This window comes from Stenotrophomonas sp. Steno-Z1, assembly GCF_056393175.1.
Genome location: NZ_JBWJPB010000007.1, coordinates 92130 through 118968 on the forward strand (window position 1 = coordinate 92130; position 26839 = coordinate 118968).

26 protein-coding genes are annotated in these 26839 nt (G+C 69.3%); 16 read left to right on the top strand and 10 right to left on the bottom strand.

What is annotated here, in order from left to right:
* Positions 1-5 precede the first annotated feature (5 nt).
* Entirely contained in the window at positions 6-1136 is a 1131-nt protein-coding gene (gene carA / locus AC06FD_RS16390) for a glutamine-hydrolyzing carbamoyl-phosphate synthase small subunit (protein WP_259202464.1), read from the bottom strand.
* Positions 1137-1429: 293 nt separating this feature from the next.
* Positions 1430-2170: a 4-hydroxy-tetrahydrodipicolinate reductase gene (gene dapB / locus AC06FD_RS16395; protein ID WP_259202462.1), complete on the bottom strand. Its 741-nt coding sequence runs from the start codon at positions 2168-2170 to the stop codon at positions 1430-1432.
* 129 nt (positions 2171-2299) lie between these two features.
* Here dapB and AC06FD_RS16400 point away from each other — a divergent pair, with 129 nt between their 5' ends.
* From AC06FD_RS16400 to AC06FD_RS16410, 3 genes are read left to right on the top strand one after another with little or no spacing between them, the layout of a single operon-like run.
* The gene (locus AC06FD_RS16400; RefSeq protein WP_449336271.1) at positions 2300-3061 is read left to right on the top strand and encodes a 3-oxoacyl-ACP reductase; all 762 of its coding nucleotides are present in this window, start codon (positions 2300-2302) and stop codon (positions 3059-3061) included.
* Complete coding sequence (locus tag AC06FD_RS16405) at positions 3061-3462, top strand: MerR family transcriptional regulator (protein ID WP_394163738.1); 402 nt, start codon at positions 3061-3063, stop codon at positions 3460-3462. The genes AC06FD_RS16400 and AC06FD_RS16405 overlap by 1 nt, the downstream gene beginning before the upstream one ends.
* A gap of 53 nt (positions 3463-3515) precedes the next feature.
* A complete protein-coding gene (locus AC06FD_RS16410) occupies positions 3516-4097 on the top strand; it encodes an NAD(P)H-dependent oxidoreductase (protein ID WP_478078359.1) in 582 nt (193 codons plus the stop codon).
* A gap of 534 nt (positions 4098-4631) precedes the next feature.
* Here the strand turns inward: AC06FD_RS16410 and AC06FD_RS16415 are convergent.
* Genes AC06FD_RS16415 through AC06FD_RS16425 form a run of 3 tightly spaced genes read right to left on the bottom strand, consistent with a single transcriptional unit; the run spans position 4632 to position 6999 of the window.
* Positions 4632-4886, bottom strand: coding sequence for a DUF6587 family protein (locus AC06FD_RS16415; RefSeq protein WP_478078360.1), 255 nt, complete (start codon positions 4884-4886; stop codon positions 4632-4634).
* Positions 4886-6745: a ferrous iron transport protein B gene (feoB, locus tag AC06FD_RS16420; RefSeq protein ID WP_478078361.1), complete on the bottom strand. Its 1860-nt coding sequence runs from the start codon at positions 6743-6745 to the stop codon at positions 4886-4888. The genes AC06FD_RS16415 and feoB overlap by 1 nt, the downstream gene beginning before the upstream one ends.
* Positions 6742-6999, bottom strand: a complete 258-nt coding sequence (locus AC06FD_RS16425) for a FeoA family protein (RefSeq protein WP_259202454.1) — start codon at positions 6997-6999, stop codon at positions 6742-6744. The genes feoB and AC06FD_RS16425 overlap by 4 nt, the downstream gene beginning before the upstream one ends.
* 117 nt (positions 7000-7116) lie before the next feature.
* Here AC06FD_RS16425 and AC06FD_RS16430 point away from each other — a divergent pair, with 117 nt between their 5' ends.
* The 7 genes from AC06FD_RS16430 to AC06FD_RS16460 all read left to right on the top strand — a co-directional run bounded on the left by AC06FD_RS16430 (position 7117) and on the right by AC06FD_RS16460 (position 14008).
* A complete protein-coding gene (locus AC06FD_RS16430; protein ID WP_478078362.1) occupies positions 7117-7905 on the top strand; it encodes an enoyl-CoA hydratase-related protein in 789 nt (262 codons plus the stop codon).
* A 10-nt stretch (positions 7906-7915) separates the two neighbouring features.
* The gene (locus AC06FD_RS16435) at positions 7916-8302 is read left to right on the top strand and encodes a VOC family protein (RefSeq protein WP_478078363.1); all 387 of its coding nucleotides are present in this window, start codon (positions 7916-7918) and stop codon (positions 8300-8302) included.
* A 192-nt stretch (positions 8303-8494) separates the two neighbouring features.
* Complete coding sequence (locus AC06FD_RS16440; protein ID WP_478078364.1) at positions 8495-9391, top strand: hydroxymethylglutaryl-CoA lyase; 897 nt, start codon at positions 8495-8497, stop codon at positions 9389-9391.
* Complete coding sequence (locus AC06FD_RS16445; protein ID WP_449336302.1) at positions 9388-11955, top strand: sensor domain-containing protein; 2568 nt, start codon at positions 9388-9390, stop codon at positions 11953-11955. Before AC06FD_RS16440 ends, AC06FD_RS16445 begins: the two co-directional genes overlap by 4 nt.
* Before the next feature lie 77 nt (positions 11956-12032).
* Positions 12033-12803, top strand: coding sequence for an SDR family NAD(P)-dependent oxidoreductase (locus tag AC06FD_RS16450; protein ID WP_478078365.1), 771 nt, complete (start codon positions 12033-12035; stop codon positions 12801-12803).
* A gap of 67 nt (positions 12804-12870) precedes the next feature.
* Positions 12871-13437, top strand: a complete 567-nt coding sequence (gene yeiP / locus AC06FD_RS16455; protein ID WP_394163731.1) for an elongation factor P-like protein YeiP — start codon at positions 12871-12873, stop codon at positions 13435-13437.
* The gene (locus AC06FD_RS16460) at positions 13427-14008 is read left to right on the top strand and encodes a hypothetical protein (protein WP_478078366.1); all 582 of its coding nucleotides are present in this window, start codon (positions 13427-13429) and stop codon (positions 14006-14008) included. The genes yeiP and AC06FD_RS16460 overlap by 11 nt, the downstream gene beginning before the upstream one ends.
* Before the next feature lie 12 nt (positions 14009-14020).
* Here AC06FD_RS16460 and AC06FD_RS16465 read toward each other — a convergent pair whose 3' ends face one another.
* The 4 genes from AC06FD_RS16465 to AC06FD_RS16480 form a co-directional block, all read right to left on the bottom strand.
* Positions 14021-14755 carry an MliC family protein gene (locus AC06FD_RS16465; protein ID WP_478078367.1) on the bottom strand — a complete coding sequence of 245 codons (735 nt, stop codon included), beginning with the start codon at positions 14753-14755 and terminating at the stop codon, positions 14021-14023.
* A 139-nt stretch (positions 14756-14894) separates the two neighbouring features.
* Positions 14895-16709, bottom strand: coding sequence for a DUF7844 domain-containing protein (locus AC06FD_RS16470; RefSeq protein ID WP_478078368.1), 1815 nt, complete (start codon positions 16707-16709; stop codon positions 14895-14897).
* Positions 16709-17005 (bottom strand): DUF2388 domain-containing protein, encoded by a 297-nt coding sequence (locus AC06FD_RS16475; RefSeq protein ID WP_478078369.1) that lies wholly within the window; start codon positions 17003-17005, stop codon positions 16709-16711. Before AC06FD_RS16475 ends, AC06FD_RS16470 begins: the two co-directional genes overlap by 1 nt.
* A 61-nt stretch (positions 17006-17066) precedes the next feature.
* Positions 17067-18455, bottom strand: coding sequence for an FAD-binding oxidoreductase (locus tag AC06FD_RS16480; RefSeq protein ID WP_259202439.1), 1389 nt, complete (start codon positions 18453-18455; stop codon positions 17067-17069).
* A 188-nt stretch (positions 18456-18643) separates the two neighbouring features.
* On the opposite strand from AC06FD_RS16480, the gene serA reads away from it, so the two are divergent.
* Complete coding sequence (serA, locus tag AC06FD_RS16485; RefSeq protein WP_394163725.1) at positions 18644-19885, top strand: phosphoglycerate dehydrogenase; 1242 nt, start codon at positions 18644-18646, stop codon at positions 19883-19885.
* 893 nt (positions 19886-20778) lie between these two features.
* On the opposite strand, the gene AC06FD_RS16490 is transcribed toward serA, so the two are convergent.
* A complete protein-coding gene (locus AC06FD_RS16490) occupies positions 20779-21360 on the bottom strand; it encodes an NUDIX hydrolase (protein WP_394163724.1) in 582 nt (193 codons plus the stop codon).
* Positions 21361-21546: 186 nt separating this feature from the next.
* Between AC06FD_RS16490 and AC06FD_RS16495 the strand changes: the two genes are divergently transcribed.
* The 5 genes from AC06FD_RS16495 to mtnC all read left to right on the top strand — a co-directional run bounded on the left by AC06FD_RS16495 (position 21547) and on the right by mtnC (position 26658).
* Complete coding sequence (locus tag AC06FD_RS16495) at positions 21547-23025, top strand: amino acid permease (RefSeq protein ID WP_478078370.1); 1479 nt, start codon at positions 21547-21549, stop codon at positions 23023-23025.
* Positions 23026-23093: 68 nt separating this feature from the next.
* Entirely contained in the window at positions 23094-24521 is a 1428-nt protein-coding gene (locus tag AC06FD_RS16500) for an amino acid permease (protein WP_259202432.1), read from the top strand.
* 68 nt (positions 24522-24589) lie between these two features.
* Positions 24590-25231 carry a methylthioribulose 1-phosphate dehydratase gene (locus AC06FD_RS16505; protein WP_259202431.1) on the top strand — a complete coding sequence of 214 codons (642 nt, stop codon included), beginning with the start codon at positions 24590-24592 and terminating at the stop codon, positions 25229-25231.
* 161 nt (positions 25232-25392) lie between these two features.
* Positions 25393-25956: a 1,2-dihydroxy-3-keto-5-methylthiopentene dioxygenase gene (locus tag AC06FD_RS16510; protein ID WP_259202429.1), complete on the top strand. Its 564-nt coding sequence runs from the start codon at positions 25393-25395 to the stop codon at positions 25954-25956.
* Positions 25957-25959: 3 nt separating this feature from the next.
* Positions 25960-26658 (top strand): acireductone synthase, encoded by a 699-nt coding sequence (gene mtnC, locus AC06FD_RS16515; protein WP_259202428.1) that lies wholly within the window; start codon positions 25960-25962, stop codon positions 26656-26658.
* The last annotated feature ends 181 nt before the right edge of the window (positions 26659-26839 follow it).

Genomic DNA, 26839 nt, shown 5'->3' on the forward strand with positions numbered 1-26839 from the left:
ACGCGTCAGGCCTTGGCCTGCGCCATCAGGTCCACGAAACGGTCGAACAGCGGGCTGACGTCGTGCGGGCCCGGCGAGGCTTCCGGGTGGCCCTGGAAAGAGAACGCCGGCACGTCGGTGCGCGCGATGCCCTGGTTGGTGCCATCGAACAGCGAGCGGTGGGTGACCCGCAGGGTCGCCGGCAGCGTGGCTTCATCCACCGCGAACCCGTGGTTCTGCGAGGTGATCATCACCCGGCCATCGTCCAGGTCCTGCACCGGGTGGTTGGCACCGTGGTGGCCGTGGCCCATCTTGACCGTCTTGGCGCCGGAGGCCAGCGCCAGCAACTGGTGGCCCAGGCAGATGCCGAACACCGGCAGCTTCTTGTCCAGGAACACCTTGATCGCCTCGATCGCGTAGTCGCACGGTTCCGGATCGCCCGGTCCGTTGGACAGGAACACGCCGTCCGGGTTCATTGCCAGCACCTCGGCGGCCGGGGTCTGCGCCGGCACCACGGTGATCTCGCAGCCGCGCTCGGCCAGCATGCGCAGGATGTTGAGCTTGGCGCCGAAATCGTAGGCCACCACCTTGAACCTCGGCGCAGCGCTGACGAACTCGTTGCTGTCCAGGTCCAGCTGGCCTTCGGTCCAGGGGTAGGCCTTGTCGGTGCTTACCACCTTGGCCAGGTCCATGCCCTTCAGGCCCGGGAACTTGCGTGCCGCTTCCAGCGCCGTCTCCACGTTGAGGCCGTCACCGGCCATCAGCGCACCGTTCTGCGCGCCGCGCTCGCGCAGGATGCGGGTCAGCTTGCGGGTATCGATGCCGGAAATGGCCACCACGCCACGCTGCAGCAGCCAGTCCTGCAGCGACACCTGGCTGCGCCAGTTGCTGGGACGGCGCGGCACGTCGCGCACGATCAGACCGGCCGACCAGACCTTGTGGGCCTCGTCGTCCTGGTCGGTCATGCCGGTGTTGCCGATATGCGGGTAGGTCAGCGTGACCATCTGCCGGGCGTAGGAAGGGTCAGTCAGCACTTCCTGGTAACCGGTCAGCGCGGTGTTGAACACCACCTCACCGACGGACAGGCCGGGCGCGCCTACGGATTCGCCCTCGAATACGGTGCCGTCTTCGAGGACGAGGATTGCGGCTTGGGTCACGGAATTCTCACTTTGGCTACCGATGGGGTCACCGAAGTCACGCCTGCGCTTCACGAAAAAGCGGCTGCAAAAAAGCGCGGACGGCGGTGCGGGACCGGTCCGGCTGTCGTGATTCGGCGAGCGGGAATTGTAAAGGCAAGGGGCCTGCGATGCCAGCGTTTACATGCATGCGCTGACGTACGGCGATGCCGGGCCCGCCCTCGGTTCAGGCTGGCCCGGGCCTGTTCAGCCTGGCCCGACCCGCCGATCCCGCGCACTGGCGGCGATCGACGGTGGCCTGTGCCGGGAGCGGCTCAGCCGGCGCTGGCGGGCGCCGGGCCGGCCAACAGGTCACGCACCCGGTAGCTGCCGGGCGCCCGCCCATTCAGCTGGCGCGCGGCGAACAGCGCGCCACGGGCGAAGATGTCCCGGTTGGTGGCCCGGTGGGTCAGCTCGATGCGCTCGCCCAGCCCGGTGAACTGGACCAGGTGCTCGCCGACGATGTCACCGGCACGCAGGCTGGCGTAGTGCGGCTCGGCCCCGCCCTTCTGCGCGGCCGCGCCCAGGGTGAGCGCGGTGCCCGACGGCGCGTCCTGCTTGTGCACGTGGTGCGATTCAACGATGTCGCAGTCCCAGCCCGCCAGCGCCGACGCGGCGCGCTCGACCAGCTCGTCCAGCACCGCCACCCCCAGGCTGAAATTGGAGGCCCACACCAGCGGGATGCCGGTGGCCGCCTGGATCAGGGCCTGACGCTGCTGTTCGCTGATGCCGGTGGTGCCCGACACCAGCCCGGCCTGGCGCTCCACGCACAGCGCCAGCACCGGGTCGAAACCCTCGGGCAGGCTGAAATCGATCGCCACGTCGAACGGCGGCGCGCCGGCCAGCTCGCTGGCGGCGAAGTGCGGCACGCCGTCGATCACGCGCTGTACCGGCGAGCGCCGGGTCACCGCGGCGACGACCTGCAGGTCGGGATGGTCGGCGGCCAGGCGCAGCAGGGCCTGGCCCATGCGTCCGGAGGCACCGTGGATGAGCAGGCGAAGAGGTGTGTTGGTCATGCGCGCAGGCTAGCGGGTGGCGGCAAGCCTGCACAAGGGGAAAAACGCCACCGCCATGCAGGCAGGCGCCCGGCCGGGGCGCGATGTCGCTTGCTACCCTGTGCGCCCCCTCCTTGCCGCCGGTCCGCCATGCAGCTTTCCCAGCAACTCGTCCTCGTCACCGGCGGCGCCCGCGGCCTCGGCCAGCACCTGGTACGCGCCTTTGCGCGCGAAGGCGCGCAGGTGCTGGTCAACTACCTGCACAGCGCCGACGCCGCCAGCGCACTGGCCGCCGACCTGGGCCCGGCCGCGCTCGCGGTGCGCGCCGATGTCACCGACCCCGCGCAGGTGCAGGCGATGTTCGCGCAGGCCCGCGCGCACTTCGGTCGCGAGGTCACCAGCGTGGTCAACAACGCGCTGGCCGCCTTCTCGTTCAACGGCGACGCCCGCGCCCAGGCCGATGCGATCGGCTGGCAGGCATTCAATGCGCAGTTCGAAGGCAGCGTGCGCGGCGCGTTGAACACCGTGCAGGCCGCCCTGCCCGGCATGCGCGCGCAGCGCTTCGGGCGCGTGATCAACATTGGCACCAACCTGTTCCAGAACCCGGTGGTGCCCTACCACGACTACACCGCGGCCAAGGCCGCGCTGCTGTCGCTCACCCGCACCCTGGCTGGCGACCTCGGCCCGGACGGGATCACCGTGAACATGCTGTCCGGCGGCCTGCTGCGCAGCACCGATGCCAGTGCGGCCACGCCGGAGGCGGTATTCGACTACATCGCGGCCAACACACCGCTGCGCAGCGTGACCACCCCGGCCGAGTTCGCCGATGCCGCCCTGTTCTTCGCCTCGCCCTGGTCGCGCGCGGTCACCGGGCAGAACCTGGTGGTGGACGGCGGCCTGGTGCGCGACTGATGCGCATCTCCGAGGTGGCGCGGCGCAGTGGCGCCAGCCAGAAGGCCATCCGCCTGTACGAGGCGCGTGGGCTGCTGGCCACGGTGGCGCGGATCAACCGCTACCGCGACTACACCGAGCAGGATCTCAACCTGGTGCTGCTGATCCGGCAGGCCCTTGCACTGGGCTTCCGGCTGGCCGACGTGGCCGCGCTGCGGCGCGCCGATGGCGGCATCGACTGGTTGCGCGTGCAGGCGCTGCTGGCGCAGCGGCAGCAGGCGGTGCGCGCGGACATGCAGCGCCTGCAGCAACTGGATGCCGCGCTGACACAGCTTCGCGCCGAGGTGGTCGTGCTGATCGGCCACGGCGACACCGGGCCGCTGGATGCGTGCATGGCCAGCGGTGACTGCCTGGCCGCTTGACTCTGCCCCATGGGGCAGACCGTAGGCTGCGCGCTCCCCTCACGAGCGCCCCCATGTCCCGTTCGATCGTTATCCTGCTTGGCCACCCCGACCGCGACAGCCTGTGCGGGGCTCTGGCCGAGCGCTACCGGCAGGCCGCGCAGGCCGCCGGCCACCCCGTGCAGCTGTTCGCGCTCGGCGAACTCGCCTTCGACCCGATCCTGCGCCATGGCTACCGCCAGATCCAGCCGCTGGAGCCGGCCCTGCAGCAGGTCAACGCCGCCATCGCGGAGTGCCAGCACCTGGTGCTGGTCTACCCGACCTGGTGGGGCGGCATGCCGGCCCTGCTGAAGGGCTTCTTCGACCGCGCCTTCCTGCCGGGCGTGGCGTTCCGCTACCGCAAGGATTCGGTGTGGTGGGACCGGCTGCTGGCCGGCCGCAGCGCGCGGGTGATCACCACGCTGGACACCCCGCCCTGGTACTACCGCTGGGTGTACCGGATGCCGGGGCACCAGCAGATCCGGCGCACCATCCTGGAGTTCTGCGGGATCAAGCCGGTGCGGATCACCGGGCTCGGCCCGGTGCGCAGCAGCACCGCGGCGCAGCGGGATGCGTGGCTGCTACACGCCGAGCAACTGGGCCGCCAGGCCAGGTGAAATGGAGGGGGTAGAGCCACGCCATGCGGGGCTGCCCTTGGTTCCGGCGTGCGGACGGCTGCCAGCCACGCATGGCGTGGCGCTACGGTGATGGTGCGTCGGCTTCTGCCAGCCACGCGTGGCGTGCGCTACGGTGATGGTGCGTCGGCTTGTGCCGGCCACGCATGGCGTGGCGCTACGGTGATGGTGCGTCGGCTTGTGCCGGCCACGCATGGCGTGGCGATACGGTGATGGTGCGTCGGCTTCTGCCAGCCACGCATGGCGTGGCGCTACGGTGATGGTGCGTCGGCTTCTGCCAGCCACGCATGGCGTGGCTCTACGGTGTTGGTGCGTCGGCTTGTGCCGGCCACGCGTGGCGTGGCTCTACGGTGATGGTGCGTCGGCTTGTGCCGGCCACGCATGGCGTGGCTCTACGGTGATGGTGCGTCGGCTTGTGCCAGCCACGCATGGCGTGGCGCTACGGTGATGGTGCGTCGGCTTCTGCCAGCCACGCATGGCGTGGCTCTACGGTGTTGGTGCGTCGGGTGCGCCGGCTCAATGCTGTTTGGGCGGGGTCGGGCCGCAGCTGTCGCAGCCGCCGCAGGCCCCGCCACCGCCGCTGGCCGGCGGTGCGATCCTGCGCCCCAACGCCTGCTGCCAGGCGGCGCGCTGCGGCTTGACCAGCATCAGCGCGATCGCACCGCGGATTCTGCGCACCACGCCGGGGAACTGCTTCTTCATCACCACCCACGCGCTGACCAGCACGGCCAGCGCGATCACGGCGTACTGCAGCAGCAGGCCGGCGTCCATCAGCCGCCGCCCAGTGCCACGGTCACCTGGTAGGTGACCAGCGAGGCGATGTAGGCGGCCGCGAACAGGTAGAAGGTGGCAAAGCCCATCTGCTTCCACGAGTTGGTTTCGCGCTTGATCGTGGCCAGCGTGGAAATGCACATCGGCGCGTAGATGTACCAGACCAGCAGCGACAGCGCGGTGGCCAGCGACCAGCCATCGCTGATCAGCGGGGTCAGCGCCTGGCTGGCGGCGTCGTCATCGGCAGCCGACAGCGCATACACCGTGGCCAGCGACGCCACGGCCACTTCACGCGCGGCCAGGCCCGGGATCAGGGCGATGCAGATCTGCCAGTTGAAGCCCAGCGGCGCGAAGAATACCGCCATCGCGTGCCCGATCTGGCCGGCGAAGCTGTAGTCGATCGCCGGCATTGTCGCGTTCTCCGGTGCCCCCGGGAACGACAGCAGCACCCACAACAGGATGGTCAGCGCCAGGATGATGCCACCCACGCGCTTGAGGAAGATCATGCCGCGCTCGTACAGCCCCACCGCCAGGTCGCGCGGGTGCGGAATGCGGTAGGACGGCAGCTCCAGCATCAACGGGTGCTCGCTCTTGTCGCGACGCCACTTCTTCATGGACCAGGACATCAGCAGCGCGCTGACGATGCCGGCCGCGTACAAGCCGAACAGCACCAGCCCCTGTTGGTTGAACACGCCCCAGACCTGCTTCTGCGGAATGAACGCACCGATCAGCAGCGCATACACCGGCAGGCGCGCCGAACAGGTCATCAAGGGGGCCACCAGGATCGTGGCCAGGCGATCCCGCGGGTCCTGGATGCTGCGGGTGGACATGATGCCCGGCACGGCACAGGCGAAGCTGGACAGCAGCGGGATGAACGAGCGCCCGGACAGGCCCGCCGCCGCCATCATCCGATCCAGCAGGAACGCGGCCCGCGGCAGGTATCCCGATTCCTCCAGCGCCAGGATGAAGGCGAACAGGATCAGGATCTGCGGCAGGAAGATGATCACCCCGCCCACGCCGGCAATGATGCCGTCGGTCAGCAGGCTGTTGAGCGGCCCTTCCGGCAGCGCGCCACCGACCCACTCGCCCAGCGCCCCGGTACCGGCCTCGATCAGGTCCATCACCGGCGTGGCCCAGGCATAGACCGCCTGGAAGATCAGGAACATCACCACTGCGAGGGTCAACAACCCGAACACCGGGTGCAGCAGCCAGCGGTCCAGCGCATCGTCCACCTTCGCGGTGCGCGTGGGCATGCTCACCGCGGCGGCCAGGATGGCGCGCACCTGGGCGTGGTAGTCCCGGTCTTCGGCCGGTGCCGCCACCGGCGCCTGCAGGTGCGGCACCATGCCGTCCAGCCGCTCGACCAGCGCCTGGGCGCCATTGCGGCGCACGGCCACGGTTTCCACCACCGGCACGCCCAGCGCCTGTTCCAGGGCCCGCACGTCGATCTTGATGCCCCGACGCTGGGCGGCATCGACCATGTTGAGCGCCACGATCATCGGCTTGCCCAGCTCGCGCAGCTCCAGCGCGAAGCGCAGGTGCAGGCGCAGGTTGGTCGCGTCGATCACGCACAGCAGCACGTCCGGCGCGGCCTCGCCCGGGTAGAAGCCCCGGCACAGGTCGCGGGTGATCGCCTCGTCCAGGCTGGCGGGCTGCAGGCTGTAGGCACCCGGCAGGTCGAGCACGGCAAACTCGCGCCCGGACGGCGCGCGCAGGCGGCCTTCCTTGCGCTCCACGGTCACGCCGGTGTAATTGGCCACCTTCTGGCGGCTGCCGGTCAACTGGTTGAACAGCGCGGTCTTGCCGCTGTTGGGGTTACCCACCAGCGCCACGCGCAGGGCGGCGGTCGCAGCGCTCATGCGCGCGCCTCCCCGCCCGGCAGCGCGGTCACCACGATGCGCGACGCCTCACTGCGGCGCAGGGCGAAGCGCGTGAACCCGACCTGCACCAGCAGCGGCTCGGCGCCGACCGGACCACGGGCTACCAGACGCACTTCTTCCCCTTCGACGAAGCCAAGCTCCTTCAGACGGCGGGCGATCGCATCGTTTGCGTGTAGTTCCTGCACGGACGCCACCAGGGCGGAGTCGTACAGCGCCAGATCGGACAACGTCACGGAGCGCCTTCTCGATGATAGGAATGGTTATCAATTCTACCATCGCCGCGCCGCGTCATTGCCCGTGACCAATGGCCCGCTATGATCCGTACATGTATGGACCGACCGCAGACCCCCATGAGTGATGCATTAAGGATAGAACGCAGCGCCTCGGTGCTGACCCTGTGGCTGAACCGCCCCACCCTGCACAACGCCTTCGATGCGGCCCTGATCGCCCAGCTCACCGCGGCGCTGGACGCCGCCGGGCGCGACGAGCAGGTGCGTGCGGTGGTGCTGGCCGGCCAGGGGGCTTCGTTCTCGGCGGGCGCGGACATGCAGTGGATGCGCGGCATGGCCGCCGCCAGCGAAGAGGCCAACCGCCAGGATTCGCTGGCCCTGGCGCAGTTGATGCGCACGCTGGACGAGCTGCCCAAGCCGACCATCGCGCGGGTGCACGGCGCCGCCTTCGGTGGCGGGGTCGGCATGGTGGCCTGCTGCGACATCGCCATCGCCAGCACCACGGCCCGGTTCGGCCTGACCGAAAGCCGGCTGGGGCTGCTGCCGGCGGTGATCTCCCCGTACGTGATCGACGCCATCGGCCCCCGCCAGGCACGGCGCTGGTTCGCCACCGGCGAGCACTTCGACGCCGACACCGCCTTGCGGATCGGGCTGGTCCACCAGCTGATCGAACCTGAACGCATCGACGAGGCCGTGCAACGCCAGCTAGGCCTGCTGGACAAGGCCGGCCCGATCGCCTCGGCCCTGGCCAAGGACCTGGTGCGTCGGGTCAGCGCGGGCCGCGACCGCGATGCGCTGGACCGCGACAATGCCGCGCTGATCGCGCGGCTGCGGGTCTCGGCCGAGGGCCAGGAGGGCCTCGGCGCCTTCCTGGACAAGCGCGCCCCGCATTGGGTTACCCAGGACTGAGGACTCGGACATGCTTGACCATATCGGTATCCGCTGCGCCGACTTCACGCGCAGCCTGGCCTTCTTCCAGCAGGCCCTGGCGCCACTCGGCATCACGGTGGTGATGCAGGTCGGCGCCGAACAGACCGGCGCGCACGACCACGCCGGCTTCGGCCGCACCGGCAAGCCGGACTTCTGGATCGGCAATGCGCCCGGCGCCCACGGCGGCGTCCACGTCGCCTTCAGTGCCGACAGCCGCGCCGAAGTGGATGCCTTCCATGCCGCGGCGCTGGCCGCCGGTGGCCGCGACAACGGCGCCCCGGGCATCCGCGAGTATTACCACCCCGACTATTACGGGGCCTTCGTCCTCGATCCGGACGGCAACAACATCGAAGCGGTCTGCCACCGCCCGGGCTGACGCCCGGCGGTCGCCCCCGACGACCGCGTGCGCCTGGCGCAGGATGGCCGCTTTGTCGCCCATCCCGCGTATCCCCCTTTCGTGGCCCGCCGGGGACCGTGGGCCACCCTCCTTTCCCTGGTATCCCTGTGACCCCAACCCCGCCCCCTACGCAGCCTGCTGTGCGCCATCCCGTTCGCCGGGAGGCCTGCCATGGATGACACCTTCGTCCGCATCGTCGAGGTGGGCCCGCGCGATGGCCTGCAGAACGAAGCCCAGCCGGTGGCCACCGCCGACAAGATCGAGCTGGTCCGGCAGCTGTCGCTGACCGGCCTGCGCACCATCGAGGCCACCAGCTTCGTCAGCCCGCGCTGGGTGCCGCAACTGGCCGACGCCGCCGAGGTCTACGCCGGGATCGAGCGCCGGCCCGGAATCGCCTACCCGGTGCTGGTGCCCAACGAGCAGGGCTATGACCGGGCGCGCGCCGTGGGCGTGCAGGAAGTGGCGGTGTTCACCGCCGCCTCGGAAACCTTCAACCGCACCAACACCAACGCCGGCATCGACGAATCGCTGGCGCGCTTTGCTCCGATCCTCGAACGCGCCAGGGCCGATGGGGTGAAGGTGCGCGGCTATGTCTCCACTGTGCTCGGCTGCCCCTACCAAGGCGAGGTGCCGGTCAGCGAGGTGGTGCGGGTGGCGCGCGCGCTGCACGCGATGGGCTGTTACGAAATTTCGCTGGGCGACACCATCGGCGTGGGCACGCCGCGCAAGGCGCGCGCGATGCTGCACGCCGTGGCCGCCGAAGTGCCGATGGCCGCGCTGGCGGTGCACTTCCACGATACCTACGGGCAGGCGCTGGCCAACATCGACGCGTGCCTGGAGGAAGGCGTGCGCGTGGTGGATTCGGCGGTGTCCGGCGCGGGCGGCTGCCCCTACGCCAAGGGGGCCAGCGGCAACGTCGCCAGCGAGGACGTGGTGTACCTGCTGCACGGCATCGGCATGCGCACCGGCATCGACCTGCCGGCGCTGGCCACGACCGGCCGCTGGCTGGCCGCGCGGCTCGGCCGCGAGACCGGCAGCAAGGCCGGCAAGGCGCTGGCGGCCACATGAGTCGCCGCGGCCCGCGCCGGAACGTTGCGGTCGGTGACCACCTCACCGCCCACGTCCACGCGCTGGCCGCCATGGACCAGGCGCTCGCACGCATCCCCGGCGAGGCCGACCTGCGGACCCTGCTGCGCGATGTGCAGCAGGCGCTGCAGGAAGCGATGGACGAGCGCCAGCTGGCACTGCGCCGCTACGCCGCGCTGTTCGATGCGGTGCCCGACCCGGTCAGCATCCTCAGCGAAACCGGCGTGGTGCTGGACCTCAACAAGGCCGGCGTGCGCGCCTACGGCCGCCCGCGCGAGGACATCGTCGGGCAGCCGATCGAACTGCTCAACCCGGACCTGCCCAGCGATCACCTCGACCCGGTGTGGGAGGCGCTGCGGCGCGATGAGACCTACGTCATCGAAGTCACCAACATGCGCGGCGACGGCAGCCGCTTCCCGGTGGAGGTGCACTCGGCGGGTTTCGAGCACCAGGGCGAGCACTGCATCGTGGCGGTGGCGCGCGACCTCAGCAGCCGCTGGCAGGCCGAATCGCGCTACCGGTTGCTGATGGAGTCGATCGACAAGGGCGTGGTCCTGTTCGACGCCCACCTGCGCGTGGTCTCGGCCAACCCGGCCGCGCATCGCATCCTCGGCACCGCCGGCAACGGCGGCAGCCTGCAGGCGATGCTGGCCCCGGATGACTGGATCTGCGTGGACGAACACGGCCACCCGCTCACCCGCGAGCAATGGCCGGCGGCGGTATCGCTGCGCACCGGGCGGATCATCCGCAGCACCATCGTCGGGCTGTACCACCGCCCGCGCGGCCGCATGATCTGGATCTCCACCACCAACGTGCCGGTGTTTGGCACCGGCCGCGATTGTCCGGACCATGTGTTCGGCATGTTCAGCGACATCACCGAACTCAAGCGCACCAACGCGCTGTTCGACCGCGCCCAGTCGCTGGCGCACATCGGCGGCTGGGAATGGGACCGCGGCCTGCAGCGGCTGTATCTCACCGACGAGGCCAACCGCATCCTCGGCCAGGCGCTGCCGCTGCACGACATGGCCCACCTGCTGGAATGCCTGCGCGTGGACGACCGCTCGCAGCTGCAGCAGGCGCTGCTGGACGTGATCGACAAGCAGGCCCCGTTCGAACTGGAACTGCAGGGCCAGCGCAGTGACGGCCATTCGTTCTGGGTGCGGATGATCGGTGAGGCCGAGGCCGGCGACGTCGACGCCGCGCGCATCGCCGGCACCGTGCAGGACATCACCGCGCGCAAGCAGGCCGAGGAAACCCTGCGCATCCAGGCCCGTACCGACCCGCTCACCGGCATCATGAACCGCGACGCGGTACTCAACGACCTGTCCACGCGCATGGCCAACCCCACCCATTGCCGGGTGGCCGTGCTGTACATCGATCTGGACCGGTTCAAGACGGTCAATGACCTGCTCGGCCACAACGCCGGCGACGAACTGCTGATCGACGCCACCCGCCGCATCGCCACCGCGATCGGTACCGAAGGGCTGCTGGCGCGGTTCGGCGGCGACGAGTTCCTGGTGGTCTGCGACACCCGCGACCAGGCCGACCAGCCCGAGCGCCTGGCCGAGGCGATCACCCGCGGCTTCAGCACCCCGTTCCGCTTCGGCAGCGACGAGTTCGCGGTCACCACCAGCATCGGCATCGCGCGTGCCCCGCAGGATGGGCTGCGCCCACAGCAGCTGATCCAGAACGCGGACATCGCCATGTACGACTGCAAGCGACGCACCCGCAACGGCTGGCAGGTGTTCTCTCCGGAGCTGGCGCAGCGCCAGCACGACCGCCTGCAGATCGAAAGCCGCCTGCACCGGGCCCTGGACGACGACGAGTTCCACCTGGTCTACCAGCCGCAGGTGAACCTGCATGACGGCCGCATGGTGGCGGCCGAGGCCCTGATCCGCTGGCGCAATTCGCAGCTGGGCGAGCTGCGGCCGGACATCTTCATCGGCCATGCCGAGAGCACCGGCGACATCGTCCGGATCGGGCTGTGGGTGCTGCGCGAGGCCTGCCGCCAGATCCGCGCCTGGCAGGACGCCGGGCTGGGCATCGTGCGGGTGGCGGTGAACGTGTCCTACCGCCAGTTCGTCGGCGAGGACCTGGCCCGCAACGTGCGCCAGGTGCTGGACGAGTTCGGCCTGCCCGGCAGCGCGCTCGAACTGGAGTTCACCGAGCGGGTGCTGATCGAGGACGCCCCGGACACCCTGCAGACCTTTGCCCGCCTGCGCGAGATGGGCGTGCTGCTCACCATCGACGACTTCGGCGAGGGCTACAGCGCGCTGAACTACCTGCGTCGTCTGCCGATCCACGGGCTCAAGCTCAGCCAGCTGTTCGTCGAAGGCGTGCCCGGCAACCGCTCCGATGAAGCGGTCTGCGAGGCGGTCTGCGGCATCGCGCGCAGCCTGGGCCTGGGGCTGGTGGCCGAGGGCATCGAGTCGGAGCCGCAGCGGCGTTTCCTGCAGGCCCTCGGGGTGTCGGTGGGCCAGGGCTTCCTGTTCGCCCCGGGGCTGCCGGCCGACGAATTCGCACGGCGGCTGGTCCACCGCCACTGAGCGCGCGCGCACTGCACAACGGCGGCGGCGCCGGCTTCCGCTAGAATCGGCGGTTCCCGAACCAGCGGAACCACGCAATGCAGCTGTCTTCAGTCCGTGCCGTCATCACCGGTGGCGTCTCCGGCCTCGGCCTGTCCGTGGCCCAGTACCTGGTCGCCCACGGCGCCAAGGTGGCCCTGTTCGACCTCAATGACGACAAGGGCGCGGCCGCGGTGGCCGGGCTTGGCGAGGCCAATGCCCGCTACTTCACCACCAACGTCAGCGATGAAGCCGCCGTTGCCGCGCAGATCGATGCCGCGCACGACTTCCTTGGCGGCCTCAATGCCGCGATCAGCTGCGCGGGCATCCTCGGTGCCGGCCGCGTGCTCGGCAAGGAAGCGCCGATGCCGCTGGCCAGTTTCCAGGCCACGGTGATGGTCAACCTGGTCGGCAGCTTCAACGTGGCCAAGGCCGCGGCCAACCGCATGCAGCACAACACCCCGGGCGAGGACGGCGAGCGCGGGGTCATCATCAACACCGCCAGCGTGGCTGCCTACGAGGGCCAGATCGGCCAGGCCGCGTATGCCGCCTCCAAGGGCGGCGTGGTCAGCATGACCCTGCCGATGGCGCGCGAGCTGTCGCGCTTCGGCATCCGCGTCATGACCATCGCCCCGGGCATCTTCTGGACGCCGATGGTGGATGGCATGCCGCCGGCCGTGCAGGAGTCGCTGGCCGCCTCGATCCCGTTCCCGCCGCGCCTGGGCAAGCCGGAGGATTTCGCCGGCCTGGTCGGCCACATCCTCGGCAACACCTACCTCAACGGCGAGACCATCCGCCTGGACGGCGCGGTGCGGCTGGCGCCGAAGTAACCCGCATTCCCATCCCGCCGGGCGCCCGGTCTGGCGCCCTGACCTCCCACGAACCGACCTTCAGTCCATGAAAGCCAACGACATCAAGAAAGGCAACGTCGTCGAATACAACAACGGCGTTTACCAGATCCGCGACATCGAGCGCAGCTCGCCGCAGGGCCGCGGCGGCAACGTCCGCTTCCGCTTCATCATGTACAGCGTGCCGGGCGGCAACAAGCTCGATGCCAGCTTCGATGCCGACGACAACCTGCCGGAAGTCGAACTGCTGCGCCGCCAGTCCACCTATTCCTACAAGGACGGCGATGCGTTCGTGTTCCTGGATGACGAGGACTACACCCCGTACATGGTCGACGCGGACGTGCTCGGCGACGACGCCGGCTACATCACCGACGGCTTGACCGGCATCTACGTGCAGGTGATCGACGAAACCCCGGTGGGCGTGCAGCTGCCGACCAGCGTGGTGCTGGAAGTGGTCGAAACCCCGCCGGAAATGAAGGGCGGCACCGCCACCAAACGCCCGAAGCCGGCCAAGCTCAGCACCGGTATCGAGATCATGGTGCCCGAGTACATCGCCAACGGCGAGCGCGTGCTGGTCAACACCACCACCGGTGAATTTGCCGGCCGTGCCGACTAAGCGCGTCGCGCTGCTCGGTTGCCTGGCCCTGCTCGCGGCGTGCGCGCCGCGGGCAGCGGACAGCAGCATTGATGCAGTGGATGCCGCCCCGCCGGCGTCAAGCCAGGGCGACGTCGCCGCAGCGGACCGCGTTACCGACGCCCCGGCTGCCGCTGCACCGGCCGTGGACGCCCCCTCGGACGCCGACAGCGACCCCAGTGGCGGCATGCCCGACATGGATGAGCTCGAGCAGGCGCGGGCTGCCGCCGGCTGCGCGGTCTCCAACGACATCGGCGACCTGGACGACATCCGCATCTACTGCCAGATGCCGGCCGACGTGCGCGCGTTCCTCGAACGCGAAAACACCTGCCAGCACTTCGCGGGCGAAGAAGCCTACGATGAAGCGCGGCGACTGGAACTCGAGACCGCCAGCGAGCGCTATTGCGATGGCCGCGAACGCATCTTCGCCGACCTCTACGAGCGCCATCATGACGACTGCGCGCTGCGCGAAGCACTGATCGGCGTGGGCAACCGCTACGACCTGTTCACCGACGTCGCGGCGGACCACTGCCGCCCGCAGGACGTGCGCTGATCCACCCTCGGTTCACGGTTTGGCGGCCAGCGTCGGCGCCCCGCCGAAATCACCACAGCCGTGGTACTGCCGCGCGCCCACGGTCAGCATCGCCGTGGTCCCGAACGCCTGCCCACTCATGTCGTCCTGGCAGACCGTGCGCTGGAAGGTGAGCTTGATGTCGGTGCCATCGGCGGCCTTGCCCGACCAGCCATCCTTGCCCTGGGTCGGCAGCGGAATCTCGAAGGTACGCTGCCCGTAATCCGTTTCCACCCGCAGGCTGGGCGTCGCGCCGGCGGCTACTTCCGCCAGCCAGCCCGGCTCATTGCCGGTCGCCCGGAAGCCCGCCGCCGCGGTGCCCGCCGCGGCCGGCCCCGGCGCTGCCACCCCTTCCGCACCCGACCCGGTGCAGGTGCGGTCCGGCTCCCCGTACAACGCCAGGGTGCCGTCGGTGGTGCCCCGGGTCCAGAACGTGGTGCCTTGACCGTCGCTGTATCTGGCCCCGGAGGCGGCCGGCTGCGATGACATCGCGAAGGTGCGGTCGCCCACCACCACGGTGGCCGAATCCTGCCCCCGATACGTCGCATGCACCGTCAGCTCGCCGCACTGGAAGACATAGCTGCGCTCGTCGGACGTAGCCGCGACCGGCGGCGGTGGGGCCTGGTCGGTCGCGCCTGCACTGGCGGTGTCGCCACCCTGTTGCGCCGGCTGGCAGGCGGCCAGCCCGGCCGCGATGGCGAGGCTCAAAAGCCAGGGGGAAGCACGCATGTGGAACTCCTTGCGGTTGTTGCATTCAACGCACCATCCTAGCCCGCACCCTGCAGCCGCAGGTGAAGCGGCACTGACTCCGGCCCCGTCCGCGCCATCGCGTCGCCGGCGCTCGGCGCGCGCATGCGCGGCAGCGACCTCAGTGCAGGTCAGCGCCGGCGGCGGTGTCGGCGCGGGCCAGCAAACGCATCCGCGCACCCAGCCGTTCCAGGTTGTCGTCGGTGATCCGCAGTTCCTCCTGGTGCGCCGCCGGCAGCCGCGCGCGCAGTCGCTGGGCAAGCGCCTGCCAGCCCGGCACCGCACGCTGGCTGATCGCCGCAGTGGACGCCGCCGCGGCGGCGCGCTCGCTGCCCAGCGGCAGGCCATAGCCACCGGCCGGCACGAGTGCGGCAGGGCTGACCAGCTGGCCGGAATCGCGCAGCAGGGCCATCAAGGCCTGGCGCGCGTCGTCGCCGGCATCGGCCGGGGCCGCCAGGGTGCGCTTGAGCAGGTCGCGCGCGCGCAGCTCCTCGCGCTGGCGCACCGCCTGTTCCAGCAGCAGCAGCGCGGCGGTGGCACGCAACCCGCCCTCCTCCAGCGAGGCTGCGCGCCGGGCCGCCGGTTGGCGCAGCCACTCTTCGACGCGGTCCGCGCCGAGCGGAAGCTCGGCCCGCGCGACGTCGAACAGCTGCTGGTAGTGGTCCTGGGCAGAGGCGAAGTAGTAGCCCTGGCGCAACGCGGCATCGCGATCACGCAACACCGAACCGTCCGCATGCCCCTGCCGTTGCAGCCTGGCCAGCAGGCCGCGCGGCGTGATCCGGTTCAATCCCGGCGTGGCCCACCCCGGCACGCCCGCCTGCAGCAGCTTGCCGGTTTCCACCGCGCAGTTGTTGCTGACGAACAGGTAGCGGCCGTCGTAGCTCCAATGCACCTGCGCCACGCGTTCGAGCAGGCTGGCAATCTCGGTCGGCTGCAGCCGCAGTGGCACCGAGGCCAGCCCGCGCAGCTCCACCTGGGTGTATTCGTTGATCACCTGGTTGAGCGGCAGCACGAACAGGCGCGAGGGATAGGAACCGGTCAGGCCGCGCCAGCTGGAGATCTGCACGTCGCCGACGAATGCGCGGAAGGACAGCACGCGGTGATGGGCCAGGTCCATGCGGCAGGCCGGGCCCGGCGGCCGCCCCGGCGCGCAGATCACCAGCCGCAGCATGCTGTGGCCCCATCGGCTCATCATCTGGTCGTTGCCCTCGGCCAGCAGGTAATCCACCGCGTACACACGGGCCGGGTCCAGCTCCAGCAGCGACGCCGCGCCGGTGGCATCGTCGCTCTGGACCAGGGGCATCCGCGCATCGCAACGCGCTGCATCGTCGCCGCGCGTGCCGATGGTGCTGTCGAACCACGCCGCGAGCGCGGGACGGCGGCAGGCATAGCCAGGGTCGAGCAGGAAGTGTTCGGCGTTGACGGCGAGGAACTCGGCCGGGCTGGCGCGCTCGTACGGGTCCGGGCTGCGCTGGCTGAAATGATTGCCGCTGCGCCCCATCCGCCACGGGCGCTGCTGCCAGCCACTGAGGTCGCGCCAGCGTGCGCTGCGCGACCAGCCGCCAGCGCGGCTGCGGTCGAGCACGTGGGTCAGTTCATGGATGAGCGCGGCCTGCACCGCTCGCGGCAGCGGCTGCCCGTCCTGCACCTCGTCGAGCAGCTGCCGGCGCAGGGTGATGGCGCCGTTGCGCGCGCGCCCATGCACCTGCGCGGGAAGCGCATCGCTCCAGCGCACGCGCACCGGGGCATCGAAGCGCGCCTGCCAGCTGGCGGGCAGCGGCGCCTCGTCCAGTACCCGCTGCGCGGCCACCCGCTGGGCCGCATCCAGGCCGTCGGCCTGCAGTTCCAGGCGCAGACCGGCCTGCGCCAGCGGCGCGGCCAGCAGCGCCGCCAGGGCCGCCCATCGCCAGCGGCGGGCCTGGCCACGCACGTGCATCAACGGGCCAGCAGCGCCTTGGCCAGGGCCAGGTCGCTGGCGTCGCGCTGGGCGACATCGCGCTCGCGCAGGTGCAGCAACGCCGCCTCCAGGCGCGCGCCACGGATGGCGCCATCGCTGGCGACGAACGCGGCCGCATCGTCGCGCGCGTCGAGCACGATCTTGTCATCGTCCGAGCTGGACGAACCGGCCGACGACGCGCCGGAGGCGGAACCGGCCGAGGAGCCGGCGAAGCTGGAGGCCAGCGCCGACAGCGGCAGGGCGAGGACGGCAAGAAGCAGGATCGGACGCATCATCAGGGTGTCGTTCGCGGTGGAAAACGCAGAGCGTATAGGCTGGGTGAAATCCTGTCGCGGCCTACAGGTCAAACAGCTTGCCGGGATTCAGCAGGCCTTGGGGATCAAACGCACGTTTGACCGCCTTCATCAAGGCGATTTCCGGCGCGCTGCGGGTGCTGTCCAGGTAGCCTTTCTTGACCAGCCCGATGCCATGCTCGGCCGAGATGCTGCCATCGAAACGGGCCAGCACCTGCGCCAGCAGCGTGGTGACGTGCTCGCACTGGGCAAGGAATTCCGCGCTCGCGGTGGCGTCGGGCTTGAGCACGTTGATGTGCAGGTTGCCGTCGCCGATGTGGCCGAACCAGACCACGTCGAACTGCGGATATGCCTGGCCGATCAGGGCCTGGGTTTCGGCCATGAACGCGGGCATCGCCGAGATCCGCACCGACACGTCGTTCTTGTAGGGCGTGTAACGCGCCACCGCTTCGGTGATGCCCTCGCGCAGGCGCCACAACTGCGCGGCCTGCGCATCGCTCGCGCTGACCACGCCATCGCTGACCCAGCCCTGCTCCATGCAGGCCTCGAAGGCGGCCATCGCGGCGGCCTCCTGGGCCTCGTCGCCGGCGGCGAACTCGGTGACCACGTAGAACGGGTGCACCTCGGCGAACGGTGCCTGCGCGCCATGCGCGAGCACGTGTTCGAGCGCGCGGTCGGTGAAGAATTCGAAGGCCTGCAGCTGCAACCGCTCGCGGAACGCGGCGAACACCTGCATCAACACCTCGAAGCTGGGCAGCGCCAGCAGCATCACGTTGCTGGCCGGCGGCGGATCGGTCAGCCGCAACGTGGCCTCCACGATCACCCCCAGGGTGCCCTCCGAGGCGATCAGCAGCTGGCGGAAATCGTAGCCGCTGGAATTCTTGATCAGGCCCTTGTTGAGTTCCAGCAGCTCGCCGCTGGCGGTGACCACCTTGAGCCCGGCGATCCACTCGCGGGTGTTGCCGTAGCGGATCACGCGGATGCCGCCGGCGTTGGTGGCGATGTTGCCGCCGATCGAGCACGACCCGCGCGCGGCGAAATCCACCGGGTAGATCAGGCCGTGTTCCAGCGCGGCGTTGTGCACCGCTTCCAGCGCCATGCCGGCCTGCACGGTCAAGGTGCGGTCCACGGCATCGAAGGCCAGCGGCTTGTTCATGCGTTCCAGGCTGAGTACCAGCTCGCCCTGCGCGGCGACCGCGCCACCGGACAGGCCGGTGCGGCCGCCGGAGGGCACCACCGCCACCTGCTGGGCGCTCGCCCAGCGCAGGATCGCCTGCACTTCCTCCACGCTGCCCGGCAGCGCGATGGCCAGCGGCGCCGGGGTCCAGCGCCGGGTCCAGTCGCGGCCGTAGTGCTCCAGGTCGGCCGGATCGGTCTTGAGCCGCAGCCCGGGGCAGTCCTGCAACAGCGAAGAAAGGCGCGGATCGGTCATGGCAGCAGGACTGGGCGAGGGAATTCCCAAGCGTAGCAGACCCCCGCCGCTGGCCCGACCGCTGGCATCGACCCGGCGCGTGTCAACGGATGCATCTGAAACCATCTCCGCGCCCATTGGCGCACTGCACAATCGGCGGCCCGTTCTGGCATAGTTGGGTGCTCCCGCCCACCATGCCGCACCCGCCCATGTCGCCGAAGAAGACCTCGTTCCCGAAGCAGGATATCCGCGTGCTGTTGCTGGAGGGGGTGAGCCAGACCGCGATCGACGTGTTCACCGCCGCCGGCTATTCGCAGATCGAACTGCACAGCAAGGCGCTGCCCGAAGACGAACTGAAGGCGCGCATCGCCGAGGCGCACATTGTCGGCATCCGCTCGCGCACGCAGCTGAGCGCCGAGGTGCTGGCCCATGCCAAGCGCCTGATGGCGGTGGGCTGCTTCTGCATCGGCACCAACCAGGTCGACCTGGACGCTGCCGAGCTGGCCGGCATCCCGGTGTTCAACGCGCCCTACTCCAACACCCGCAGCGTGGCCGAGCTGGTCATCGCCGAAGCGATCATGCTCACCCGCGGCATCCCGCAGAAGAATGCCGAATGCCATCGCGGCGGCTGGTCCAAATCGGCCGCCGGCAGCCATGAAGTGCGCGGCAAGACGCTGGGCATCATCGGCTACGGCCACATCGGTACCCAGGTCGGGGTGATGGCCGAGGCGATGGGCATGCAGGTGATCTTCCACGACGTGGAAACCAAGCTGTCGCTGGGCAATGCACGCGCGGCGATCAGCCTGGACGACCTGCTCGCGCGCGCGGACATCGTCACCGTGCACGTGCCGGAAACCCCGGCCACGCAGTGGATGATCGGCGCCGCCGAACTGGCGCGCATGCGTCCTGGCGCGCACCTGATCAATGCCGCGCGCGGCACCGTGGTCGACATCGACGCGCTGGACGCGGCGCTGCACAGCGGCCATATCGGCGGCGCGGCGGTGGACGTGTTCCCGATCGAGCCCAAGGGCAACGGCGATGCGTTCGTGTCGCCGCTGACCGCGCACGACAACGTGATCCTGACCCCGCACGTGGGCGGCAGCACGCTGGAAGCGCAGGACAACATCGGCGTGGAAGTGGCGGCCAAGCTGGTCCGCTACAGCGACAACGGCAGCACGCTGTCGGCGGTCAATTTCCCGGAAGTGACCCTGCCCGAGCACGAAGACAGCCTGCGCCTGCTGCACATCCACCAGAACGTGCCGGGCGTGCTGTCCAAGGTCAACGAGATCTTCTCGCGCCACAACGTCAACATCGACGGCCAGTTCCTGCGCACCGACCCCAAGGTGGGCTACGTGGTCATCGACATCACCGCCAGCGAGGCCCAGGCGACGGCCGTGCGCGAAGAGCTGGCCGCGATCCCGGGCACGCTGCGGACGCGCGTACTGTATTGATCGCCCGCCGGGCTCCCCGGCGGCGGGATGTCGTGCCGCGCTGTGCGCGGTTGCCGAGCATGGCTCGGCACTACCGGTTCGCGTCGGATTGCGGTTGGCGGCCATGGTGCGGCACTACCCGTTCGCACCGGATCGCGGTTGGTGGCCATGGTTCGGCGTCACCGGTGCGCCCCGGATTGCCGGCCATGGTGCGGTTCGCGCCAGATCGCGGTTGGCGGCCATGGTCCGCATTTCCGGTGCGCCCAGGATTGGCGGCCATGGCCCTTTACACCCGGATCCCGGTAGAGCCGAGCCATGCTCGGCTGCTTTTCGTTACGGGCTCGCGATGGCCTCATCCAGACGTCGGACGGCGGTCAGGCGCCCGACCGACGCGTTGCCTGTCGGGCGGCATCCGGTTGCGGACGGTTGCCGCGCCGGTGCGCGGTTGCCGAGCATGGCTCGGCACTACCCGTTCGCACCGGATCGCGGTTGCTGGGCGTGGTTCGGTACTACCGGCGCGCCCTGGATTGCCGGCCATGATGCGGTTCGCGCCGGATCGCGGTTGGCGGCCATGGTGCGGTTCGCGCCGGATCGCGGTTGGCGGCCATGGTGCGGTGCGCGCCGGATCGCGGTTGGTGGGCATGGTTCGGCATTACCGGTGCGCCCTGGATTGGCGGCCATGGTGCGGTGCACCCGGATCCCGGTAGAGCCGAGCCATGCTCGGCTGCTTTTCGTTACGGGCTCGCGATGGCCTGACCCAGACGTCGGACGGCGATCAGGCGCCCGACCGACGCGTTGCCTGTCGCGCGGCATCCGGTTGCGGACGGTTGCCGCGCTGGTGCGCGGTTGCCGAGCGCGGTTCGGCACTCCCTGTTCGCGCCGGGTCTTGCCCGCGAAGCGAATTCGGCCTCGGGTTAGCGCGCCAGCCAGCGCTTCGCCATCCGCGGCAGCGAATCGTCACCGTCCGGCGTCTCGATCGCCGCATTGGCCACGTCACGGATATCCCGCCAGGCCAAGGCCAGCGACTCTTCGCTGAGCGCGAACTGCTCGCTGCCCAGCGCACGCACCACGTAGCGCGCGTCGTAATGCCAGTGGCCGGGCACGTCCTTGCGCTCGGGGATCCAGTGCTTGTCGATGTCGAACAGCTCGCCATCCTCCAGCACCAACCCGCTCAGACCCGACTCTTCCTCGGCCTCCTTCAGCGCCACCCGGGCCAGGTCACGGTCGCCATCGGCGTGGCCGCCCAATTGCAGCCAGCGGTCCAGCTTGCGGTGGTGGGTGAGCAGCACGCGCTGCCCGTCGGCGCTGACCAGCCACGCACTGCCTGTGAAGTGGCCGGCCAGGCGCTCGCGCAGGAACGGATTTTCCGGATCATCCAATAGTGTGCTGAATTCGGCAGATAGCGCGGCGTGTCCGGGCTGGCGTTGCGCATAGGCGGCCAGTTCGGCGCGCAGTTCGGCATCAGCAACGACAACGGATTCAGGGTTCATCGGCATGGCAGCGGCGGGTTCGGGCGGAATTTGTCGATTATCGCCGGGGTCATGCTGCATTTGTGCTTGTGTGCAGGCTTCAGCTTTGGCTAAGGTACAGCGGGCCCCGCTCCGTTGGGGCGCCCAGTTGCCATCAGGGCGCGCGGCAAAGTACCGCGCGCCTCACCTTTGTCCATTTTAGGGAAGCACTGCATGCTGAAGTCTCTGTTGAGGGTCAAACCGGTCGAACCGGCCGGGCACGTCGATGCCGGCGAGCCCATCGAAGGCAGCCTGGACGGCGAAGCCACGCTGAAACGGACCCTCACAGCCAAGCACCTCATCATGCTCGGCATCGGCGCGGTGATCGGCGCCGGCATCTTCGTGCTCACCGGCCAGGCCGCAGCCAATCACGCCGGCCCGGCGGTGATGCTGTCGTTCGTGTTCGCCGGCATCGCCTGCGCGCTGGCCGGCCTGTGCTACGCCGAGTTCGCGGCGATGATGCCGGTCTCCGGCAGCGCCTACTCCTATTCCTACGCCACCCTCGGCGAAGGCATGGCGTGGTTCATCGGCTGGTGCCTGGTGCTGGAGTACCTGTTCGCCTCGGCATCGGTCGCGGTGGGCTGGTCGGCGTACCTGATCAGCTTCATCACCACCACGCTGCACATGCCGTTCCCGGATGCGCTCAGTGCCGCGCCGATCGCCTGGACCGGCCAGGAGTTCATCGCCTCCGGCAAGCTGTTCAACATGCCAGCGGTGCTGATCGTGGCAGCCGTGACCGGCCTGCTGTACGTGGGCGTGACCCAGTCCGCCTTCGTCAACGCGATCATCGTGACGATCAAGGTGTTCGTGATCTGCCTGTTCATCGGCATCGGCGCGGCACACGTGGACCCGGCCAACTGGCACCCCTTCATCCCCGAAAACACCGGCGTGTCCGGCGAGTTCGGCTGGAGCGGCGTGTTCCGTGCAGCCACCATCGTGTTCTTCGCCTACATCGGCTTCGATGCGGTCTCTACCGCAGCCGGTGAAACGAAGGACCCGCAGCGAAACATGCCGATCGGCCTGCTCGGCTCGCTGGCGGTCTGCACCATCGTCTACATCATCGTCTGCGCGGTGCTGACCGGTATGCTGCCCTACCACCTGCTGGGCACCGACAAGCCGGTGGCCACCGCGCTGGAAGCCTACCCGAGCCTGTCCTGGCTGAAGACCGCCGTGGAAATCGGCGCGATCGCCGGCCTCTCCTCGGTGGTGCTGGTGATGATGATGGGCCAGACCCGCATCGCCTACACGATCTCCCGCGATGGCCTGCTGCCCAAGGTGTTCGGCAAGGTCCACGCGCGCTTCCGCACCCCGTACTGGGCCACGATCGTGGTCGGCGTGATCGCCGCCGCGCTGGCCGGCATGGTCCCGCTGAACGTGCTCGGCGAGCTGGTCTCGATGGGCACCCTGCTGGCCTTCGCCACGGTCTGCATCGGCGTGCTGATCCTGCGCTATACCCGCCCGGAACTGCCGCGCCCCTTCCGCGTGCCGCTGGTGTGGGTGATCTGCCCGCTGGGCGCGCTGTCGTGCCTGTTCCTGTTCTGGCAGGCGTTCGTGGTGCATTGGCACCTGTTCGTCGGCTGGACCCTGCTGGGCCTGTGCATCTACTTCGGCTACGGCATGCGCCACAGCAAGCTCAACAAGAAGTCCGCCTGAGTGCTGCCGGGCCGGCCAAGTGCCGGCCCGGTCGTTTGATCCGTCGCGCCTGAGAAGAAGTCAACACCATGTTCAAGCAACTGTGGGCCACCAAGCATCCGCACGCCGCCCATGAAGACGCCAACGGCCTGAGCCTGCGCCGCACCCTCGGCCCCTGGGGCCTGACCGCGCTGGGCATCGGCGCGGTGATCGGCGGCGGCATCTTCGTGATCACCGGCCAGGCCGCAGCCAACCACGCCGGCCCGGCGATCATGCTGTCTTTCGTGCTGGCCGCGATCTGCTGCGCGTTCTGTGCGATGGCCTATGCCGAATTCGCGGCGATGGTGCCGGTCTCCGGCAGCGCCTACACCTATACCTACGCCACCTTCGGCGAGCTGTCGGCCTGGTTCATCGGCTGGATGCTGGTGCTCGAGTACGGCGTCTCGGCCTCGGCGGTGGCGGTCAGCTGGACCGGTTACTTCCTCAGCCTGCTCAGTCATTTCGACATCCACCTCCCCGCGGCGCTGGTCAGTGCCCCTCTGGACGCGCAGCTGCGCCCGACCGGGGCGATCGCCAACATCCCCGCCGCCATCCTGGTGCTGCTGCTGACCTGGCTGTGCTACGTCGGCATCAGCAAGTCCTCGGCCATGAACATGGCCATGGTGGTGCTCAAGACCGGGCTGATCGTCCTGGTCATCATCGCCGGCTGGCGGTACGTGGACCCGGCCAACTGGACCCCGTTCATCCCCGCCAACGAGGGCCCGGGCAAGTACGGCATGGAAGGCGTGCTGCGCGGCGCGGCGATGGTGTTCTTCGCCTACATCGGCTTCGAGGCGGTGTCGGTGGCCGCGCAGGAATCGCACAAGCCGCAGCGCGACATGCCAATCGGCATGCTGCTCTCGCTGGTGATCTGCACGGTGCTGTACATCGCCATGGCGGCGGTGATGACCGGGCTGGTGCCGTACACGCTGCTGGGCACCGACGAGCCGGTGGTCACCGCGGTGGCCGCGCACCCGCAGCTGGGCTGGCTGCGCATCATCGTGGAGATCGGCGCGCTGATCGGCCTGTCGTCGGTGGTGCTGGTGATGATCATCGGGCAGCCGCGCATCTTCATGATCATGGGCCGCGACGGCCTGCTGCCGCCGGTGTTCACCAAGATCCACCCGACCTACCGCACGCCGCACATCAATACCGTCATCACCGGTATCGGCATCGCCCTGCTGGCCGCGCTGTTCCCGCTGGACATCCTCGGCGAACTGACCTCGATGGGCACGCTGATCGCCTTCGCCGCGGTCTGCGCCGGCGTGCTGATCCTGCGCCGTACCCAGCCGGACCTGCCGCGCCCGTTCCGGATGCCGATGGCGTGGCTGATCTGCAGCCTCGGCGTGCTCAGCTGCATCGCCCTGCTGACCGCGATGACCGCGCACAACTGGATGCTGATGGGGGTCTGGACCGCAGTGGGCTTTGCCATCTACTTCGGCTACGGCTACCGCCACAGCCGCCTGCGCGGGAAATAAGGGCTTGCCGCCGGCCATTGGCCGGCGCCGGGCGCGCGCGAATCAGCGAAGCGCCGTAAAATGGCCGCATGACCACCCCGACCTTCCCCTACGACACCGCCCGCCTGAGCGACCTGGCCCAGGTGCTGATCGACAACGTCCGCGAGCTGGCCCAGGCCGGCTGGACCCCGGCGACCAGCAGCAACTTCTCCCACCGCCTGGATGACCGCCACGCGGCGATCACCGTGTCCGGCAAGGACAAGGGCCGGCTGGTCGAGGACGACATCATGGTGGTGGACTTCGACGGCAAGGCCGTTGGCCGCCCCCTGCGCCCGTCCGCCGAGACCCTGCTGCACACCCAGCTGTATCGCCGTTTCCCGGAGATCGGCTGCGTGCTCCACACGCATTCGCCGGTGCAGACGGTGGCCTCGCGCCTGTATGCGCCGCAAGGCCACATCCGCCTGGAAGGCTACGAGCTGCTCAAGGCCTTCCACGGCAACAGCACCCACGAGATGGCCATCGACGTGCCGGTGTTCGCCAACACCCAGGACATGGACGTGCTCTCGGCGCAGGTGGATGCGCTGCTCGACCAGCAATGCCTGTGGGGCTACCTGATCGACGGCCACGGCCTGTATGCCTGGGGCCGCGACATGGCCGAGGCGCGCCGGCACCTGGAAGCCTTCGAGTTCCTGTTCCATTGCGAGCTGGAACTGCGCAAACTGCGCGGCTGAACGGGTTGGGCGGGCGCCGGGCCACGCTGCACGGACCGGGCGTGCCCCGTGCAGATTCCTGAAGGGAATCTGTATTCCGCCGTTCACCATCAGCGCAGCGCCCCTGCCCCGGCGCTGCGCTGGTACCCTTTCCTTCCCCCTTTCGCCTCGCTGCCGCCGCCATGAGCCGACTCCGCATCTTTGACGACACTGCCCCGGACACCGCGTTGTTCGACAGCCGCGATGGCGCGGCGATCGCGGCCGAACTGACCCGGATCGGGGTCACCTTCGAACGCTGGCAGGCCACCCAGGAGGTCGCCCCCGGCGCCAGCCAGGACGAGGTGTTCGCCGCCTACAAGGCCGACATCGACCGCCTGGTCGCCCAGCACGGCTTCAAGAGCGTGGACGTGGCGTCGATCGCACCAGACAACCCCAACCGTGCCGAACTGCGCAGGAAGTTCCTCGACGAACACTTCCACAAGGAAGACGAGGTGCGCTTCTTTGTCGCCGGCTCCGGCCTGTTCACCCTGCACGTGGACGGCAAGGTGTACGAGATCGAGTGCGTCAAGGACGACCTGATCGCCGTGCCCGATGGCATCACCCACTGGTTCGACATGGGCGAAGAGCCCAATTTCGTCGCGATCCGTTTCTTCACCGAGGCCGATGGCTGGGTGGGTCATTTCACCGGCAGCGACATCGCCCAGCAGTTCCCGCGTTACCACCCCGCACAGCACCAGGCCGACTGATCCATGCCGCATCCCACTGTCATCCTCACCGATATCGAAGGCACCACCAGCAGCATTTCGTTCGTCAAGAACGTGCTGTTCCCGTATGCGCGCAAGGCCCTGCCGGCATTCGTCGCCGCACATGGCCAGCAGCCGGAGGTGCGCCGCTGGCTGGACGCGGTGGCCGTGGAGATCGGCGGTGCCTGCCAGGACAGCCTGGTCGTGGAGACCCTGCAGGGCTGGATCGACCAGGACCGCAAGCACACCGCGCTCAAGGCGCTGCAGGGCATGATCTGGGAAAGCGGCTACCGCAACGGCGATTACAAGGCGCACTTCTACCCGGAGGTGGGCGCGGTGCTCAAGGGCTGGCACGCCGAAGGCAAGCGGCTGTACGTGTATTCCTCCGGATCGGTGCCGGCGCAGAAGCAGTTCTTCGGTTTCAGCGAGGCCGGCGACCTGACCGGTCTGGTCTCCGGCTGGTTCGACACCGAAGTCGGTGGCAAGCGTGAGGCCGACAGCTACCGCCGCATCGTGCAGACGATCGGCGTGCCGGCGAACCAGATCGTGTTCCTTTCCGACGTGGTGGAAGAGCTGGACGCCGCGCGCGACGCAGGCTTGCAGACCCGCCTGCTCGACCGCCTGGACGATTACCCGCTGCCGCGCACGGGCGAAGCCACCCATGGCCACGACCGCGTCGAGAATTTCCAGCAGATCACGCTGTAATTGCGCCACCCCGGGGCGACCCGACGCGGGGATCCACGCCATGCGTGGATGCTGTTCGCGCGGGCCCCGCCTCGCGTCAGCCACGCATGGCGTGGCTCTACGGGAATCATGCATCGCCTCAGCCGCTGTGTGCGCCGCCGCGGGAACCGAACCCGTAGATCCACGCCATGCGTGGATGCTG

Coding starts and splice junctions, on each gene's coding strand:
- dapB (WP_259202462.1), bottom strand. CDS start 2,170: ATGACCAACACACCTCTTCGCCTGCTCATCCACGGTGCCTCCGGACGC.
- AC06FD_RS16400 (WP_449336271.1), top strand. CDS start 2,300: ATGCAGCTTTCCCAGCAACTCGTCCTCGTCACCGGCGGCGCCCGCGGC.
- AC06FD_RS16405 (WP_394163738.1), top strand. CDS start 3,061: ATGCGCATCTCCGAGGTGGCGCGGCGCAGTGGCGCCAGCCAGAAGGCC.
- AC06FD_RS16410 (WP_478078359.1), top strand. CDS start 3,516: ATGTCCCGTTCGATCGTTATCCTGCTTGGCCACCCCGACCGCGACAGC.
- AC06FD_RS16415 (WP_478078360.1), bottom strand. CDS start 4,886: ATGGACGCCGGCCTGCTGCTGCAGTACGCCGTGATCGCGCTGGCCGTG.
- feoB (WP_478078361.1), bottom strand. CDS start 6,745: ATGAGCGCTGCGACCGCCGCCCTGCGCGTGGCGCTGGTGGGTAACCCC.
- AC06FD_RS16430 (WP_478078362.1), top strand. CDS start 7,117: ATGAGTGATGCATTAAGGATAGAACGCAGCGCCTCGGTGCTGACCCTG.
- AC06FD_RS16435 (WP_478078363.1), top strand. CDS start 7,916: ATGCTTGACCATATCGGTATCCGCTGCGCCGACTTCACGCGCAGCCTG.
- AC06FD_RS16440 (WP_478078364.1), top strand. CDS start 8,495: ATGGATGACACCTTCGTCCGCATCGTCGAGGTGGGCCCGCGCGATGGC.
- AC06FD_RS16445 (WP_449336302.1), top strand. CDS start 9,388: ATGAGTCGCCGCGGCCCGCGCCGGAACGTTGCGGTCGGTGACCACCTC.
- AC06FD_RS16450 (WP_478078365.1), top strand. CDS start 12,033: ATGCAGCTGTCTTCAGTCCGTGCCGTCATCACCGGTGGCGTCTCCGGC.
- yeiP (WP_394163731.1), top strand. CDS start 12,871: ATGAAAGCCAACGACATCAAGAAAGGCAACGTCGTCGAATACAACAAC.
- AC06FD_RS16465 (WP_478078367.1), bottom strand. CDS start 14,755: ATGCGTGCTTCCCCCTGGCTTTTGAGCCTCGCCATCGCGGCCGGGCTG.
- AC06FD_RS16470 (WP_478078368.1), bottom strand. CDS start 16,709: ATGCACGTGCGTGGCCAGGCCCGCCGCTGGCGATGGGCGGCCCTGGCG.
- AC06FD_RS16475 (WP_478078369.1), bottom strand. CDS start 17,005: ATGATGCGTCCGATCCTGCTTCTTGCCGTCCTCGCCCTGCCGCTGTCG.
- AC06FD_RS16480 (WP_259202439.1), bottom strand. CDS start 18,455: ATGACCGATCCGCGCCTTTCTTCGCTGTTGCAGGACTGCCCCGGGCTG.
- serA (WP_394163725.1), top strand. CDS start 18,644: ATGTCGCCGAAGAAGACCTCGTTCCCGAAGCAGGATATCCGCGTGCTG.
- AC06FD_RS16490 (WP_394163724.1), bottom strand. CDS start 21,360: ATGCCGATGAACCCTGAATCCGTTGTCGTTGCTGATGCCGAACTGCGC.
- AC06FD_RS16495 (WP_478078370.1), top strand. CDS start 21,547: ATGCTGAAGTCTCTGTTGAGGGTCAAACCGGTCGAACCGGCCGGGCAC.
- AC06FD_RS16500 (WP_259202432.1), top strand. CDS start 23,094: ATGTTCAAGCAACTGTGGGCCACCAAGCATCCGCACGCCGCCCATGAA.
- AC06FD_RS16505 (WP_259202431.1), top strand. CDS start 24,590: ATGACCACCCCGACCTTCCCCTACGACACCGCCCGCCTGAGCGACCTG.
- AC06FD_RS16510 (WP_259202429.1), top strand. CDS start 25,393: ATGAGCCGACTCCGCATCTTTGACGACACTGCCCCGGACACCGCGTTG.
- mtnC (WP_259202428.1), top strand. CDS start 25,960: ATGCCGCATCCCACTGTCATCCTCACCGATATCGAAGGCACCACCAGC.